Origin of the sequence: Saccharothrix algeriensis, from assembly GCF_016907655.1 — a bacterium.
GTDB classification, from domain to species: domain Bacteria; phylum Actinomycetota; class Actinomycetes; order Mycobacteriales; family Pseudonocardiaceae; genus Actinosynnema; species Actinosynnema algeriense.
In genome coordinates, this window is the sequence record NZ_JAFBCL010000001.1 from 4,606,831 (window position 1) to 4,620,723 (window position 13,893).

Sequence of the window (13,893 nt, forward strand, 5' to 3'; positions counted from 1 at the left end):
GGTGGAGCGGGAGGGAACGGCCGACGACCTGGTGCGGGCGCGCGACCGGCTGCTCGCGCCGGGCCGTCGCCGGCTGACCGGCGAGGCGCTGCGCGCCGCGCTGGCGGACCTGCACGAGTTCTGGCTCGCCGCGCACGCCGCGCGGGCCGGCGTCGGCGGGCCCGGCTGCGGGGTGGCGCTGGTCGCCGTGGGCGGGCTGGGCCGGCGCGAGCTGACGCCGCACTCGGACCTCGACCTGGTCCTGGTGCACACCGGGGGCGAGCCCGTGGCCGAGCTGGCCGAGCGGCTGTGGTACCCGCTGTGGAACTCGGGCGTCGGCCTGGACCACTCGGTGCGCACGGTCGGCGAGGCGCTGCGCGTCGCGGCGGGCGACCTGCGCACCGCGCTGGGGCTGCTGGACGCCCGCCACCTCGCCGGCGACGCGGAGGTCGGCGCCCGGCTCGCGGACGCCGCGCGCCGCGCGTGGCGCGCGGACGTGCGGACCCGGCTGGACGAGCTGGCCGAGTCGGCGCGCCGGCGGTGGGCCCGCAGCGGCGAGGTCGCGCACCGCGCCGAGCCGGACCTCAAGCACGGCCGGGGCGGGCTGCGGGACGTGGCCCTGCTGGACGCGCTGGCGGTGGCGCAGCTGACCGACCGGCCTCCGGCGGAGGTGGCGCAGGCGCGCAGGCTGCTGCTCGACGTGCGCACCGAACTGCGCCGGGTGGCCCGCCGGCCGCGCGACGTGCTGCGGGCGCAGGACGGCGACGAGGTCGCGTCGGCGCTCGGGCTGGCCGACCGGTTCGCCTTGGCGCGTGCGACGTCGTCGGCCGCGCGCACGGTCGTGTACGCGGTGGACGTCGCCCTGCGCACGGCGCGCGCCGCCGTTCCCCGGCGCGGGCTGGGCGTGTTCGCGCGTTCGCCCTTGAGGCGCGCGGCGGTGCGGCGCCCGCTGGACGAAGGCGTTGTGCTGCACGGGACCGAAGTCGCGTTGGCGCGTGACGCGGCACCCGGCCGCGACCCGGCGCTGCTGCTGCGGGTGGCCACGGCGGCGGCGCGGGGCAGGCACCCCATCGCGGCCGGGACGCTGTCGCGGCTCGCCGAGGCGGCCCCGGAGCTGCGCCGCCCGTGGCCGCGCGAGGCGCGGGAGGAGCTGCTGGCGCTGCTGGGCAGCGGCAGCGGGCTGGTCGACGTCGTGGAGGCGCTGGACCGCACCGGGCTGTGGGGCCGGCTGTTCCCGGAGTGGGGCGCGGTGCGCGACCTGCCGCCCCGCGACGCCGCCCACGTGTGGACCGTCGACCGGCACCTGGTGGAGGCCACCGCGCACGCCGCCCGCCTGGCCACCAGGGTGTCGCGGCCGGACCTGCTGGTGCTGGGCGCGCTGCTGCACGACATCGGCAAGGGGCGCCGGAAGGACCACTCCGAGGTCGGCGCGGCGCTGGCCGCGCAGGTGGCCGAGCGGCTGGGGCTGTGGCCGCAGGACGTCGCCGCGGTGACCGCCCTGGTGCGGCACCACCTGCTGCTGCCGCACACCGCGACCCGGCGCGACGTGGCGGACGAGGCGACCGTGCGGCGCGTCGTGGACACCCTCGGCGGCGACCCGGTGCTGCTGGAGCTGCTGGCGGCGCTGGCCGAGGCGGACGCGCTGGCGACCGGGCCGGGCGCGTGGACGGGCTGGAAGGCGTCGCTGGTCGACGAGCTGGTGGCGCGCTGCCGGGCGGTGATGGCGGGCGAGGAGTTGCCCGCGCCGCAGCCGCTGGACCGGCGGCAGCGGGACCTGGCGGAGGAGGTGCTGCGGACCGGCCGGCCGGACGTGCTGCTCGACGCGCGCGGCCACGCGGCGGCGGTGACGGTGGTCGCGCCGGACCGGCCGGGGCTGCTCTCGCGCGCGGCCGGGGTGCTGGCGCTGAACTCGCTGGAGGTGCACTCGGCCGTGCTGCGGTCCCACGGGGGCGCGGCGGTGGACGTGTTCGCGGTCTCGCCCCGGTTCGGCTCGTTGCCGGACGCGGCCCTGCTGCGGGAGCAGCTGTCCCGGGCGGTGGGCGGCGCGCCCGGACCCGGCGGGCCGGCGCTCGCGGACCGGTTGGCCGCGAAGGAGCGCGACTACGGCGGCCCGCCCCGGGACGCGCCCCCGCCGAAGGTGCTGTGGTTCGACGACGAGTCGACCGGCGCGGTGGTGCTGGAACTGCGGGCGGCGGACCGGATCGGCCTGCTGCACCGGGTGGCGGACGCGCTGGAGCGCTGCGGGGTGGACGTCGTGTGGGCGCGGGTGTCCACGCTGGGGTCGACGGTGGTGGACGCGTTCGCCATCACCGGTGCGGGCGCGGCGGGCCGGGTGGCGCGCGAGGAGGTCGAGCGGGCGGTGCTGGCGGCGGCCGGCTGATTTTTTGCGTAGGTCTACGCACAACCCATCGCGGGTGCTCACGCTGCCCCTGGTCGGCCGTGCCGGGCAGGCTTTCAGCCGTGACGCGGGGGGGACGCCCGAAGGGGCGAACGGAGCGTCACCGACGGGAGGTCCGGGGGCGGTCCATCGAGGGGTTGGGCCGCCCCCGGGCGACAACCGGGTTTCCGGGCGCGACGACCACGACGGCCGAATCGCCGGTGCCCGCCGGGCAACCGACCCGGCGGCCCGCCCCGTCCGCGGTGCGGCGCCGTGGTCCGCGGGTCCGGGCTCGTCGCGGCGAGCGGTCGGGACCGTCCCGGGGCGAAGGGCTCCGGGCGGGAACTCAGGCGAGTCCGAAACGTCTCTTTAGTATGGAAGTGATGACCGCCGTCGCCGTAGCGCCACGTGCCCTGGTCGTGCTGGCCGGGCTGCCCGGCGCCGGCAAGTCGACGTTGCTCGCGGGCGTCGACACCGGCGGCGCGGCGGCCGTCGTGCTGGACTCCGACCAGGTGCGCGGCTACCTGCGGCGCGTGCTGCCCGCCGCGCTGCCGTACCGCTTCTACCGGCCGCTGGTCCACCTGGTGCACCGGCTGCGCATCCTCTGGTTCACCGTCTTCGCCGCCGGCCTGCTGCTGGTCCACGAGCCGTCCACCCGGCCGACCACGCGGGCCGGCCTGGTGGCGGTCGGCGTGGTGGGCAACCGGCCGCGGCACTTCGTCTGGCTGGACGCCAGCGCCGAGGAGGCCCTGTCCGGCCAGGTCCGGCGCGGGCGGCTGATCCGGCGCGGGTCGTTCGCGCGGCACGTCCGGCGCGCCGAGCGGTTGCGCCGCAGGTTCGCCGAGGGCCGCGCGCCGCGGGGTTGGCAGGCGCTGACCGTGCTCACCCGCGGCGACCGCCTGCGGCTGGCGGTGAGCCCGAGCGGCTACCCTGGCGGGTAGTCATTGGTCCCACGACGTGCGAGGTCTGGCGGCATCGTGTTCAACACCCTTTCCGACCGGCTCACCTCGGTCCTGCAGAACCTGCGGGGCAAGGGGCGGCTGTCCGAGGCCGACATCGACGCCACCGCGCGGGAGATCCGCGTGGCGCTGCTGGAGGCCGACGTCGCCCTGCCCGTCGTGCGGACCTTCATCGCGAAGGTCAAGGAGCGGGCCAAGGGCGCCGAGGTGTCCCAGGCGCTCAACCCCGCCCAGCAGGTCGTCAAGATCGTCAACGAGGAGCTGGTCGGCATCCTCGGCGGCGAGACGCGCCGGCTGAACCTCGCCAAGAACCCGCCGACGGTGGTCATGCTCGCCGGCCTCCAGGGCGCCGGCAAGACGACCCTCGCGGGCAAGCTCGCGAAGTGGCTGCGCGGGCAGGGGCACACGCCGATGCTCGTCGCGTGCGACCTCCAGCGCCCCAACGCCGTCACCCAGCTGCAGGTCGTCGGCGAGCGGGCCGGGGTGCCGGTGTACGCGCCCGAGCCCGGCAACGGCGTCGGCGACCCGGTGGACGTCGCCCGCCGCGGCGTCGAGGAGGCCAGGCGCGCGCAGCACGACGTCGTCGTCGTCGACACCGCGGGCCGCCTGGGCGTCGACGAGGAGATGATGCGCCAGGCGGTCGACATCCGCGCGGCCGTGCAGCCCGACGAGGTGCTGTTCGTGGTCGACGCGATGATCGGCCAGGACGCGGTGAACACCGCGACCGCGTTCCGGGACGGCGTCGGCTTCACCGGCGTGGTGCTGACCAAGCTCGACGGCGACGCCCGCGGCGGCGCGGCGCTGAGCGTCCGCGAGGTGACCGGCCAGCCGATCCTGTTCGCGTCCAACGGCGAGAAGCTGGAGGACTTCGACGTCTTCCACCCGGACCGGATGGCGTCGCGGATCCTCGGCATGGGCGACATGCTGACCCTGATCGAGCAGGCCGAGCAGGCTTTCGACGCCGACCAGGCCGAGGCCGCCGCGGTGAAGATGGGGTCCGGCCAGCTCACGCTGGAGGACTTCCTGGAGCAGATGCTCACGCTGCGCAAGATGGGCCCGATCGCGAACCTGCTCGGGATGCTGCCCGGCGCGGGCCAGATGAAGGACCAGCTCGCCAACCTCGACGAGAAGCACCTCGACCGGGTGCAGGCGATCATCCGCGGCATGACCCCCGCCGAGCGGGAGGACCCCAAGATCATCAACGCGTCGCGCCGGCTGCGCATCGCCAACGGCTCGGGCGTCCGGGTCAGCGACGTCAACGACCTGGTCAACCGCTTCTTCGAAGCCCGCAAGATGATGTCGCAGATGGCCGGCCGGTTCGGGCTGCCGGGCGGGAAGAACAACCGCAAGGGCAAGGGCAAGAAGGGGAAGAAGGGCAAGGGCGGGCGCGGCCCCACGCCGCCGAAGGTCCGCGGCGGCTTCCCCGGCATGATCCCCGGCGGCCTCCCGCCGGGCATGGCCGGCGGCGGCGCGCACGAGCTGCCGCCCGGCCTGGGCGGGCTCGACCAGCTGCCGCCCGGGTTCGACCCGTCGAAGCTGAAGTTCCCGAAGTGACCGGTCTGCACCTGCGCGGCGTCGTCCTGCCCGACGGCGGGGAGCCGCGCGACCTGTGGGTGGTCAACGGCCGCATCCGCACGCGGGCCGTGCCGGGCGCGCGCACCGTCGTGGACGGCGGGTACCTGGTGCCCGGCCTGGTCGACGCGCACTGCCACGTCGGGCTGGGCGCCCAGGGCGCGGTGGACCTGCCCGAAGCGGTCGAGCAGGCGCTGCTCGACCGGGAGGCGGGCACGCTGCTGATCCGGGACTGCGGCTCGCCGCTGGACACCCGCCCGCTGCAGGAGCGGCTGGACCTGCCCCGCATCATCCGCGCGGGCAGGCACCTGGCCCGGCCCAAGCGGTACATCAGGTACCTGGGCGTCGAGCTGGAGGACGAGCAGGACCTGCCCGCCGCCGTGGCCGAGCAGGCCGCGAACGGCGACGGCTGGGTCAAGCTGGTCGGCGACTGGATCGACCGCGGCACCGGCGACCTGGCCCCGCTGTGGTCGGACGACGTGCTGGTGCGGGCGATCGAGGCCGCGCACGCCGCCGGCGCGCGGGTCACCGCGCACGTGTTCGGCGAGGACGCGCTGCCGGGGCTGCTCGCCGCGGGGATCGACTGCGTCGAGCACGGCACCGGGCTGACCGACGACACCATCGCCACGATGGCCGCCGCGGGCACCGCCCTGGTCCCGACGCTGATCAACATCGAGAACTTCCCGGACATCGCGGCCTCCGGCGCGGACCGGTTCCCGTCCTACGCCAAGCACATGCGGGAGCTGCACGCGCGCAACCGGGCCACCGTCGCGGCGGCGGTCGAGGCGGGCGTGCCGGTGTTCGCGGGCACCGACGCGGGCGGCGGCATCGAGCACGGCCGGATCGTGGACGAGGTCCAGGCGCTGCACGGCGTCGGCCTGTCGCGGCACGACGCGCTCGCCGCCGCGTCCTGGGCGGCCCGCGAGTGGCTGGGCTTCCCGTCGCTGGTGGAGGGCGCGGCGGCGGACGTCGTGGTCTACGACCGGGACCCGCGCGAGGACCTGGCGGCCCTGCGGCGCCCGTCGCTGGTGATGCTGCGCGGCCGGATCCACTGACCGGCAGGCGGGCCCGGTCCACCGGCCCGCCGGGTCCACCGACCGGTCGGTACCGGCCGGTCGGTCCGGGTCCCCGCGCCCGCCGCGGGTACCCCACCGCGCATGACCTCCTGGACGCCCCGCTCGCCGGGCACCTCCTCCACCGACCGCTCGCACGACCGCCGGGCGCGCCGCGAGCGCCGCCGCGCCGGCGGCCGACACCCCGCACCGCGCCGTCCACCCGCGAGCGCGCCGGGTCTGACTAGGGTGTTTGCTGTGCAACCACCGGATGACCCCCCGACGGGACTGATCGCCGGCGTCCGCGCGGTCGGCCGCGAGCCGTCGCCGCGGCGCGCCGGGCAGCGCTGGGGCTTCGGCGCGTTCCTGCTGGTCGAAGCGGTGTTCGTGCTGACCGCCGTGTTCATCACCGCGATCGCGCGCACCTCCGGCGCGGACATCGGCTCGTCGGTCGCGTTCATCCTGGTCGGCTCGATGGTCCCGACCGTCCTGGCCGCCGCCGTCGCGGTGGCGATCACGCGGGTGCGCGGCAACGGCCCGCTGGTGGACCTGCGCCTGGAGTGGAACTGGGCGGACGTCAAGGTCGGCCTCAAGCTCGGCCTGCTCGGGCTGGGCCTGACCTACCTGGCCGCGCTGGTCTGGTCGCGGGTCGTCGGCGACCAGAACGCGACGTCCGCGATCGGCGAGCTGGTGGACGGCGTCGGGCTGCCGCTCGCCGCCGCGATCGCGATGTTCCTCTACGTCTGCTTCGTGGGCCCGATCTGCGAGGAGCTGATCTACCGGGGCCTGCTGTGGGGCGCGATCGAGCGGCAGGGCTGGAGCCAGTGGGCCGCGTTCGTGCTCACCACGCTGATCTTCGCGGCCAGCCACCTGGAACCGCTGCGCACGTCGCTGCTGATCGTGATAGCGCTGCCGATCGGCATCGCCCGGCTGATCACCCGCCGGCTCACCGCCAGCGTCGTGGCGCACGTGGTCAACAACTTTCTGCCCGGCCTGACGCTGCTGCTGGTCTCCGTCGGGGTGATGCCCACGTGATCGACCTGAACAGCGACCTCGGCGAGGGCTTCGGCATCTGGCGGCTGGGTGATGACGCGGCCCTGCTCGACGTCGTGACCAGCGCGAACGTGGCCTGCGGCTTCCACGCGGGCGATCCGTCGACCATGCGCCGGGTGTGCGCGCGGGCCGCCGAGCGCGGTGTCGCCGTCGGCGCGCAGGTGTCCTACCGCGACCTGGCCGGGTTCGGGCGGCGGTTCATCGACGCGGACCCGGCCGAACTGGCCGACGAGGTGCTGTACCAGATCGGCGCCCTGGAAGCGTGTGCGCGCGCGGCGGGCACACGGGTGTCCTACGTCAAGCCGCACGGCGCCTTGTACAACGCGACGGTGCACCACGACGCGCAGGCGCAGGCCGTGGTGCGCGGTGTGAAGGCGTTCGGCGACCTGCCCGTGCTCGGGCTGCCCGGCTCGCGGCTGCTGCACCACGCGGCGCGCGCGGGGCTGCGCGCGGTGCGCGAGGCGTTCGCCGACCGGGCTTACACGCCGGAAGGCGCGCTGGTGCCGCGCTCGCAGCCGGGCGCGGTGCTGACCGGGACGGACGCGGTGGTGGCCCAGGTGTTGCGGCTCGTCCGATCCGGTGAACTCGTGACCGTGACGGGTGAGATCATCGCTACCGAAGTGGACTCCATCTGCCTGCACGGCGATACCCCGGGCGCCGTGGCGCACGCCCGGTCCGTGCGGGAAGCGCTCCTCGACGCGGGCGTGCGACCGGGGCGATTCGTGCCCGCGTGACGCCGTCTGGCAGAATGGCCTGTTGTTCGCCGCGGTCGGTCCCTCTCACCGTGCCTCGGCGCCCAGACACCTGGGCGTTTCCCACCCGTGCCCCACTCGGGTGAGCAGTGCCCGAACCTGAGCAAACGAGAGCCTGAGGAGCACCCACACCCGTGGCCGTCAAGATCAAGCTGCAGCGGCTTGGCAAGATCCGTCAGCCGTACTACCGGATCGTCGTCGCCGACGCGCGCACCCGCCGCAACGGCAAGGCCATCGAGACGATCGGCAAGTACCACCCGAAGGAAGAGCCGTCGTTCATCGCGGTCGACACCGAGCGGGCGCAGTACTGGCTGGGCGTCGGCGCGCAGCCGACCGAGTCCGTCCAGCGCATCCTGGAGATCACCGGCGACTGGCAGAAGTTCAAGGGCCTGCCGGGCGCCGAGGGCACCCTGAAGGTCAAGGAGCCCAAGCCGAGCAAGGCCGACCTCTTCGCCGCCGCCCTCGCCGCGGCCGGCGACGCGCCGTCCACCGAGGCCACCACGCCGAAGAAGAAGTCCGCCAAGAAGGACGACGCGGCGAAGTCCGACGAGGCCGCCACCAAGGACGAGGCGTGAGCTTGTTGGCTGACGCCCTCGAACACCTCGTTCGGGGCATCGTCGACCACCCGGACGACGTCCGGGTCAACCTGGTCACGACCCGGCGCGGTCGCACGCTGGAGGTGCACGTCCACCCGGACGACCTCGGCAAGGTCATCGGCCGCAGCGGCCGGACCGCGACCGCCCTGCGCACCGTGATGGCGGGCATCGGTGGTCGTGGCGTGCGGGTCGACGTGGTCGACACCGACCGCTGAGCGCGCACGTGGACGTCGTCGTCGGCCGAGTGGCCAAGGCGCACGGGATCAGCGGTGAGCTGGCCGTCGACGTGCGCACCGACTCGCCCGAGCTGCGGTTCGCCCGCGGCTCGGCGCTGGTCGCCCAGCTGCGCGACGGCACGTCCCGCACCCTCACCGTCGCAGCCGCCCGGAACCACTCCGGGCGGCTGCTGGTGCGTTTCGAGGAAGTCCTGACCAGGGACGTCGCCGAAACCCTCCGCGGCACGCTGCTGCTCGCGGGCACCGCCGACCTGCCGCCCACCGGTGACCCGGACGAGTTCTACGACCACGAGCTGGAGGGCCTGCGGGCCGAGCTGGTGGACGGCACCGAGGTCGGCACGGTCCTGGAGATCGTGCACGGCCCGGGCGGCGAGCTGCTGGTGGTCCGCCGCGCGGACGACGAGGTGCTGGTCCCGTTCGTCCGGGAGATCGTGCCCACCGTGGACGTCGCCGGCGGTCGCGTCGTGCTCGACCCGCCGGAGGGGCTGCTCGATGCGGATTGACGTCGTCACGATCTTCCCGGAGTACCTGGACCCGCTGCGCGCCGCGCTGCTGGGCAAGGCCGTCGACCGGGGCCTGATCAGCTTCGGCGTGCACGACCTGCGGAACTGGGCGCACGACGTGCACAAGGCCGTGGACGACAGCCCGTACGGCGGCGGTCCCGGCATGGTGATGAAGCCCCAGGTCTGGGGCGAGGCGCTGGACGCCGTGTGCGCGGGGGAGCCCCCGCGGCTCATCGTCCCCACGCCCGCCGGGCGGCCCTTCACACAGGCGTTGGCGCACGAGTACGCCGCGGAGCCGCACCTGGTGTTCGCGTGCGGTCGCTACGAGGGCATCGACCAGCGCGTGGTGGACGACGCGGCGCGGCGGATGCGCGTGGACGAGGTGTCCATCGGCGACTACGTGCTGGTCGGCGGCGAGGTCGCGGTGCTGGTCATCGTGGAGGCGGTGGCCCGGCTGCTGCCCGGCGTGCTGGGCAACCCGGCGTCGGCCGCGCAGGACTCGTTCTCCGACGGGCTGCTGGAGGGCCCGGCCTACACCCGGCCGGAGGTCTGGCGCGACCTGGCCGTGCCGGACGTGCTGCGGTCGGGCAACCACCGGGCGATCGACCGCTGGCGGCGCGACCAGTCGCTGCGCCGCACGTGGGAGCGCCGCCCCGAGCTGGTCGAGGCCCTGCCGGAGGACGCGCTGGACAAGCACGACCGGAAGCTGCTCGACGAGCTGCGATAGGCCCGATTTCGTCGGGCCGCAACCCATCTGGCACACTGGACAGGTTGCTGCACCCGGGTCGTCCGGCGTGCGCCGCAAGCCCGCCCCCGCGCGATGTGCAAGTCGAGACGTCTCGCGCCTCGGGGGAGTACGTACACGTGAGGACGAGGACGGACCACCGATGAACACCCTGGACGCTCTTGACGCCCAGTCGCTGCGCTCCGACATCCCGAGCTTCCGGCCGGGCGACACGCTGAAGGTCCACGTCCGCGTCATCGAGGGCTCCCGCGAGCGGGTCCAGGTGTTCCAGGGCGTCGTGATCCGCCGCCAGGGCGGCGGCATCCGCGAGACCTTCACCGTCCGCAAGGTCTCGTTCGGCGTCGGCGTCGAGCGCACCTTCCCGGTGCACTCCCCGAACATCGCCGAGATCGAGGTCGCCACCCGCGGCGACGTCCGCCGGGCGAAGCTGTACTACCTGCGCGACCTGCGCGGCAAGGCCGCCAAGATCAAGGAGAAGCGCGAGGCCAAGCCGGCCTCCTGACGCCGGGTTCACGTTCTACCAGTAGCCTGCCCATCGTGGCAGAACCCGTGCGCAGCTCCGCTGGCGAAGACGGTCGGGAACCCGATGCCGAGTCCACCCCGGACTCGGCATCGGTCGGTAGGGGCAAGCCGAGGAAGAAGGCCCCGCTCTGGCGCGAGATCCTCGTGCTGCTGGGCACGGCGCTGGTGCTCACCGTCCTGATCCAGACGTTCCTGGCCCGCGTCTACGTCATCCCGTCGGCCTCGATGGAGCAGACGCTGCACGGCTGCACCTCGCCCTGCTTCGGCGACCGGGTGCTCGTGGACAAGCTCGTCTACGACTTCACCGACATCGAGCCGGGCGAGGTCGTCGTGTTCCGCGGGCCGCCCGCGTGGACCGCGAACGACTTCGAATCGCCCCGTTCGGATAACCCGATCGTGCGAATTTTCCAATCCGGCCTGTCCCTGGTCGGCCTCGCGCCGCCGGACGAGCGCGATTTCGTCAAGCGCGTCATCGCCGTGGGCGGGCAGACCGTCGAGTGCTGCGACGAGCAGCACCGGCTGAAGGTCGACGGCAAGCCGCTGGACGAGCCCTACGTCTACTGGCAGCCCGGCACGGGCCCGGAGGACCACGACGCGTTCGAGGCGGTCAAGGTGCCCGAGGGGCAGCTGTGGGTGATGGGCGACAACCGCACCAACTCCACCGACTCCCGCCGGCAGGGCGGTGGCGGCGTGAACGGGACCGTGCCGGAGTCCGACGTGATCGGCAAGGCGCGCGCCGTCGTGCTGCCGCCGTCGCGGTGGGGCGGCGTCGGCGACCACAACCCGCAGGCCGTGGCGCTGGGCGCGCCCGCGTGGCAGGCCGGCATCCCGGCGGGCGCGGGCCTGCTCGCGGCGTGGCCGGTGGTGTTCCTCGGGCGCAGGCTGCGCACCCGGTTGACCAGGGCCTCACAGCCCGGATCGGTACGCTGAGCCGGTGGTAGACGTCGCACCTTCCCGCGGTTCGTCCGACGAGGAGCCCGAGCGCGCCTCGGACGAGGAGAAGATCGAGCAGTTCCGCGAGCGGTCGAAGAAGAAGCGGAAGGGGTCGTTCTGGCGGGAGCTGCCGATCCTGGTCGTGGTGGCGGTCGGGCTGGCGTTCCTGATCCAGACGTTCCTGGCGCGCGTCTACATGATCCCCTCGGAGTCGATGGAGCAGACGCTGCACGGCTGCGCGTCGCCCTGCTTCGGCGACCGGGTGCTGGTGGACAAGCTCACCTACGACTTCACCGACCCCTCGCCGGGTGACGTGGTGGTGTTCCACGGCCCGGACAGCTGGATCAACAACGACTTCGCGCCGGCCGACCCGCCCAACCCGGTGGTGGGGTTCTTCCAGGGGCTGGGCTCGCTGATCGGCATCCCGACCGCGAACGAGGAGGACTTCGTCAAGCGGATCATCGCGGTCGGCGGGCAGACCGTGAAGTGCTGCGACGACAGGAACCGGGTGCTGGTCGACGGCAAGCCGCTGGACGAGCCGTACGTGTACTGGGAGCCGGGGCGCGGCAGCTTCCAGGAGTCGTTCGACGAGCTGAAGATCCCCGACGGGTTCCTGTTCGTGATGGGCGACAACCGCAACGACTCGTGCGACTCGCGCTGCCAGGGCGACCGGCGGCTCGGCGGGCTGGTCCCGGTGGACAACGTGGTGGGCAAGGCGCGGGTGATCGTGCTGCCGCCGTCGCGGTGGGGCGGCGTCGGCGACCACGACCCGCAGGCGGTGGCCATCGGCGCCCCCGCGTGGCAGGACGCCGTGCCCGCCGGGGTGGGCCTCGCGGCGGCGTGGCCCGTGCTGCTGCTGGGCAGGCGGGTGAGGGCGCGGATCCGGCGATCCCGGCTGGGATAGGGTCGGGTGGTGATCCGCAAGCCGCCCCGTGCCCAGGTCCGGCGGGCCGCGGGGACCTGGGCGCTCCAGGCCGCGCTGGACCGGCGCGGCCTGGGACCCGTGGCCGGGGTGGACGAGGCCGGGCGCGGAGCGTGCGCCGGGCCGCTGGTGGTCGCGTCGTGCGTGCTCAGGTCGGGTGACGCGGCCCGGTTCGAGGGGCTGACCGACTCCAAGCTGCTGACCGCCCGGGCCCGCGACCGGCTGTACGACCTGGTGCTCGACCGCGCGCTGGACCGCGCGGTGGTCGTGATCCCGGCCTGGGAGGTCGACCTGGTCGGCGTGCACGTGGCGAACGTCGAGGGGATGCGCCGGGCGGTGGCGCGGCTGTCCGCGCACCCCGGCTACGTGCTGACCGACGGCTTCCCGGTGCCGGGGCTGACCGCGCCGAACACGCCGGTGGTCAAGGGCGACCGGGTGGCCGCGTGCGTCGCGGCGGCGTCGGTGCTGGCGAAGGTCACCAGGGACCGGATCATGGCCGGGTTGCACGAGGAGCTGCCCGTCTACGGGTTCGACGTGCACAAGGGCTACAGCACGGCCGACCACACCGCCGCGCTGCTCGAGCACGGGCCGAGCGCGGAGCACCGCTGGTCGTATGCGAACGTGGCGTCCGCGGGAGCGCGGCTGGGCATGGCGCCGCCGCACCGGGTGGCGCGTGACGTGCTTTCCCCCACCGTGGTCCAGAATGGAACATCGCCGCAGACCAGCGGTGGCAGGCTCGCGACGAGGAGGGGCGCGGATTCGATGAGCACCCGCGCGGAGGCGTAATGAGTGCAGAGGATCTCGAGAAGTACGAGACCGAGATGGAGCTGTCGCTGTACAAGGAGTACCGCGACATCGTCAGCCAGTTCTCGTTCGTCGTGGAGACCGAGCGGCGGTTCTACCTGGCCAACTCGGTGGACGTGCAGGTCCGCAACGCGGACGGCGAGGTCTACTTCGAGGTGCGGATGTCCGACGCGTGGGTCTGGGACATGTACCGGCCCGCCCGGTTCGTGAAGAACGTCCGGGTCATCACCTTCAAGGACGTCAACGTCGAGGAACTGGACAAGCCCGACCTGCGGCTGCCCGAGGACGGCCCGTTCAACTCCTGATCGCCACGTGAACCGCGGAGGGGCTCACCCGGAAATCGGGTGAGCCCCTCCGCGGCATCGCGGCAATATCACACGACTCCGACAATTCGGCCGTTCCCGGGCTCCGGGACGGGAGTTGTCCACAGCCCTCCGGTTGTCCACAGATCCCGGTCGGCGCCTGGCTCCGCTAGATCCGCTTCGGCACAGTCGAGCACGTCACGACCCCGACCGAAGCCGGAGCCACCGATGCCGACCACACAGGAGCTGGGCGCCCTCGGCGAGCACGTCGCCTGCGAGTACCTGCGCCGACAGGAGCGCCTGGCGCTGCTGCACCGCAACTGGCGCTGTCCCGACGGGGAGCTGGACGTCGTCGCGACCGACGGCGCCCGCCTGGTCGTGTGCGAGGTGAAGTGCCGCTCCGGCACGGGCCGGGGCAGTCCGCTCGACACCGTCTCGCCCGCCAAGCTGGAGCGCGTCCGGGCGCTGGCCCGGCGCTGGCGCGACCTGCACGGCCTGCACCGCCTGGCGATCCGCTGCGACCTGGTGGGCGTCCTCTGGCCGCGTTCCGGGCCCGTCCGCCTGCACCACCTGCGGGGTGCCTGAC

The 13,893-nt window shown here is 74.1% G+C and carries 16 protein-coding genes; all 16 read left to right on the forward strand.

Annotated features, from left to right (window positions below):
* The first annotated feature begins 1 nt into the window (after position 1).
* The 16 genes from JOE68_RS21075 to JOE68_RS21150 all read left to right on the forward strand — a co-directional run bounded on the left by JOE68_RS21075 (position 2) and on the right by JOE68_RS21150 (position 13,892).
* Complete coding sequence (locus JOE68_RS21075) at positions 2 to 2,359, forward strand: [protein-PII] uridylyltransferase (protein ID WP_204844015.1); 2,358 nt, start codon at positions 2 to 4, stop codon at positions 2,357 to 2,359.
* 380 nt (positions 2,360 to 2,739) lie between these two features.
* Positions 2,740 to 3,297 carry an AAA family ATPase gene (locus JOE68_RS21080; protein ID WP_239562305.1) on the forward strand — a complete coding sequence of 186 codons (558 nt, stop codon included), beginning with the start codon at positions 2,740 to 2,742 and terminating at the stop codon, positions 3,295 to 3,297.
* A gap of 36 nt (positions 3,298 to 3,333) precedes the next feature.
* On the forward strand, positions 3,334 to 4,869 hold the full coding sequence (ffh, locus tag JOE68_RS21085) for a signal recognition particle protein (protein WP_204844017.1): 1,536 nt from the start codon (positions 3,334 to 3,336) through the stop codon (positions 4,867 to 4,869).
* Positions 4,866 to 5,942 carry an amidohydrolase family protein gene (locus JOE68_RS21090; protein WP_204844018.1) on the forward strand — a complete coding sequence of 359 codons (1,077 nt, stop codon included), beginning with the start codon at positions 4,866 to 4,868 and terminating at the stop codon, positions 5,940 to 5,942. Before ffh ends, JOE68_RS21090 begins: the two co-directional genes overlap by 4 nt.
* Positions 5,943 to 6,197: 255 nt before the next feature.
* Positions 6,198 to 6,974 (forward strand): CPBP family intramembrane glutamic endopeptidase, encoded by a 777-nt coding sequence (locus JOE68_RS21095; protein WP_204844019.1) that lies wholly within the window; start codon positions 6,198 to 6,200, stop codon positions 6,972 to 6,974.
* A complete protein-coding gene (locus JOE68_RS21100; RefSeq protein ID WP_204844020.1) occupies positions 6,971 to 7,726 on the forward strand; it encodes a LamB/YcsF family protein in 756 nt (251 codons plus the stop codon). The genes JOE68_RS21095 and JOE68_RS21100 overlap by 4 nt, the downstream gene beginning before the upstream one ends.
* Positions 7,727 to 7,878: 152 nt before the next feature.
* The gene (gene rpsP / locus JOE68_RS21105) at positions 7,879 to 8,319 is read left to right on the forward strand and encodes a 30S ribosomal protein S16 (RefSeq protein WP_204844021.1); all 441 of its coding nucleotides are present in this window, start codon (positions 7,879 to 7,881) and stop codon (positions 8,317 to 8,319) included.
* On the forward strand, positions 8,316 to 8,555 hold the full coding sequence (locus JOE68_RS21110; RefSeq protein ID WP_015104447.1) for an RNA-binding protein: 240 nt from the start codon (positions 8,316 to 8,318) through the stop codon (positions 8,553 to 8,555). The genes rpsP and JOE68_RS21110 overlap by 4 nt, the downstream gene beginning before the upstream one ends.
* 8 nt (positions 8,556 to 8,563) lie before the next feature.
* On the forward strand, positions 8,564 to 9,079 hold the full coding sequence (rimM, locus tag JOE68_RS21115; protein ID WP_204844022.1) for a ribosome maturation factor RimM: 516 nt from the start codon (positions 8,564 to 8,566) through the stop codon (positions 9,077 to 9,079).
* Positions 9,069 to 9,806 (forward strand): tRNA (guanosine(37)-N1)-methyltransferase TrmD, encoded by a 738-nt coding sequence (gene trmD, locus JOE68_RS21120; protein ID WP_204844023.1) that lies wholly within the window; start codon positions 9,069 to 9,071, stop codon positions 9,804 to 9,806. The genes rimM and trmD overlap by 11 nt, the downstream gene beginning before the upstream one ends.
* A gap of 160 nt (positions 9,807 to 9,966) precedes the next feature.
* On the forward strand, positions 9,967 to 10,326 hold the full coding sequence (gene rplS, locus JOE68_RS21125; protein ID WP_204844024.1) for a 50S ribosomal protein L19: 360 nt from the start codon (positions 9,967 to 9,969) through the stop codon (positions 10,324 to 10,326).
* A 35-nt stretch (positions 10,327 to 10,361) separates the two neighbouring features.
* The gene (gene lepB / locus JOE68_RS21130) at positions 10,362 to 11,276 is read left to right on the forward strand and encodes a signal peptidase I (protein WP_204844025.1); all 915 of its coding nucleotides are present in this window, start codon (positions 10,362 to 10,364) and stop codon (positions 11,274 to 11,276) included.
* Positions 11,277 to 11,280: 4 nt separating this feature from the next.
* On the forward strand, positions 11,281 to 12,183 hold the full coding sequence (lepB, locus tag JOE68_RS21135) for a signal peptidase I (protein ID WP_204844026.1): 903 nt from the start codon (positions 11,281 to 11,283) through the stop codon (positions 12,181 to 12,183).
* Between the two features lie 9 nt (positions 12,184 to 12,192).
* On the forward strand, positions 12,193 to 12,987 hold the full coding sequence (locus JOE68_RS21140; RefSeq protein WP_204844027.1) for a ribonuclease HII: 795 nt from the start codon (positions 12,193 to 12,195) through the stop codon (positions 12,985 to 12,987).
* Positions 12,987 to 13,310, forward strand: coding sequence for a DUF2469 domain-containing protein (locus JOE68_RS21145; protein ID WP_015104440.1), 324 nt, complete (start codon positions 12,987 to 12,989; stop codon positions 13,308 to 13,310). The genes JOE68_RS21140 and JOE68_RS21145 overlap by 1 nt, the downstream gene beginning before the upstream one ends.
* 225 nt (positions 13,311 to 13,535) lie before the next feature.
* Positions 13,536 to 13,892 carry a YraN family protein gene (locus JOE68_RS21150; protein WP_204844028.1) on the forward strand — a complete coding sequence of 119 codons (357 nt, stop codon included), beginning with the start codon at positions 13,536 to 13,538 and terminating at the stop codon, positions 13,890 to 13,892.
* The last annotated feature ends 1 nt before the right edge of the window (position 13,893 follow it).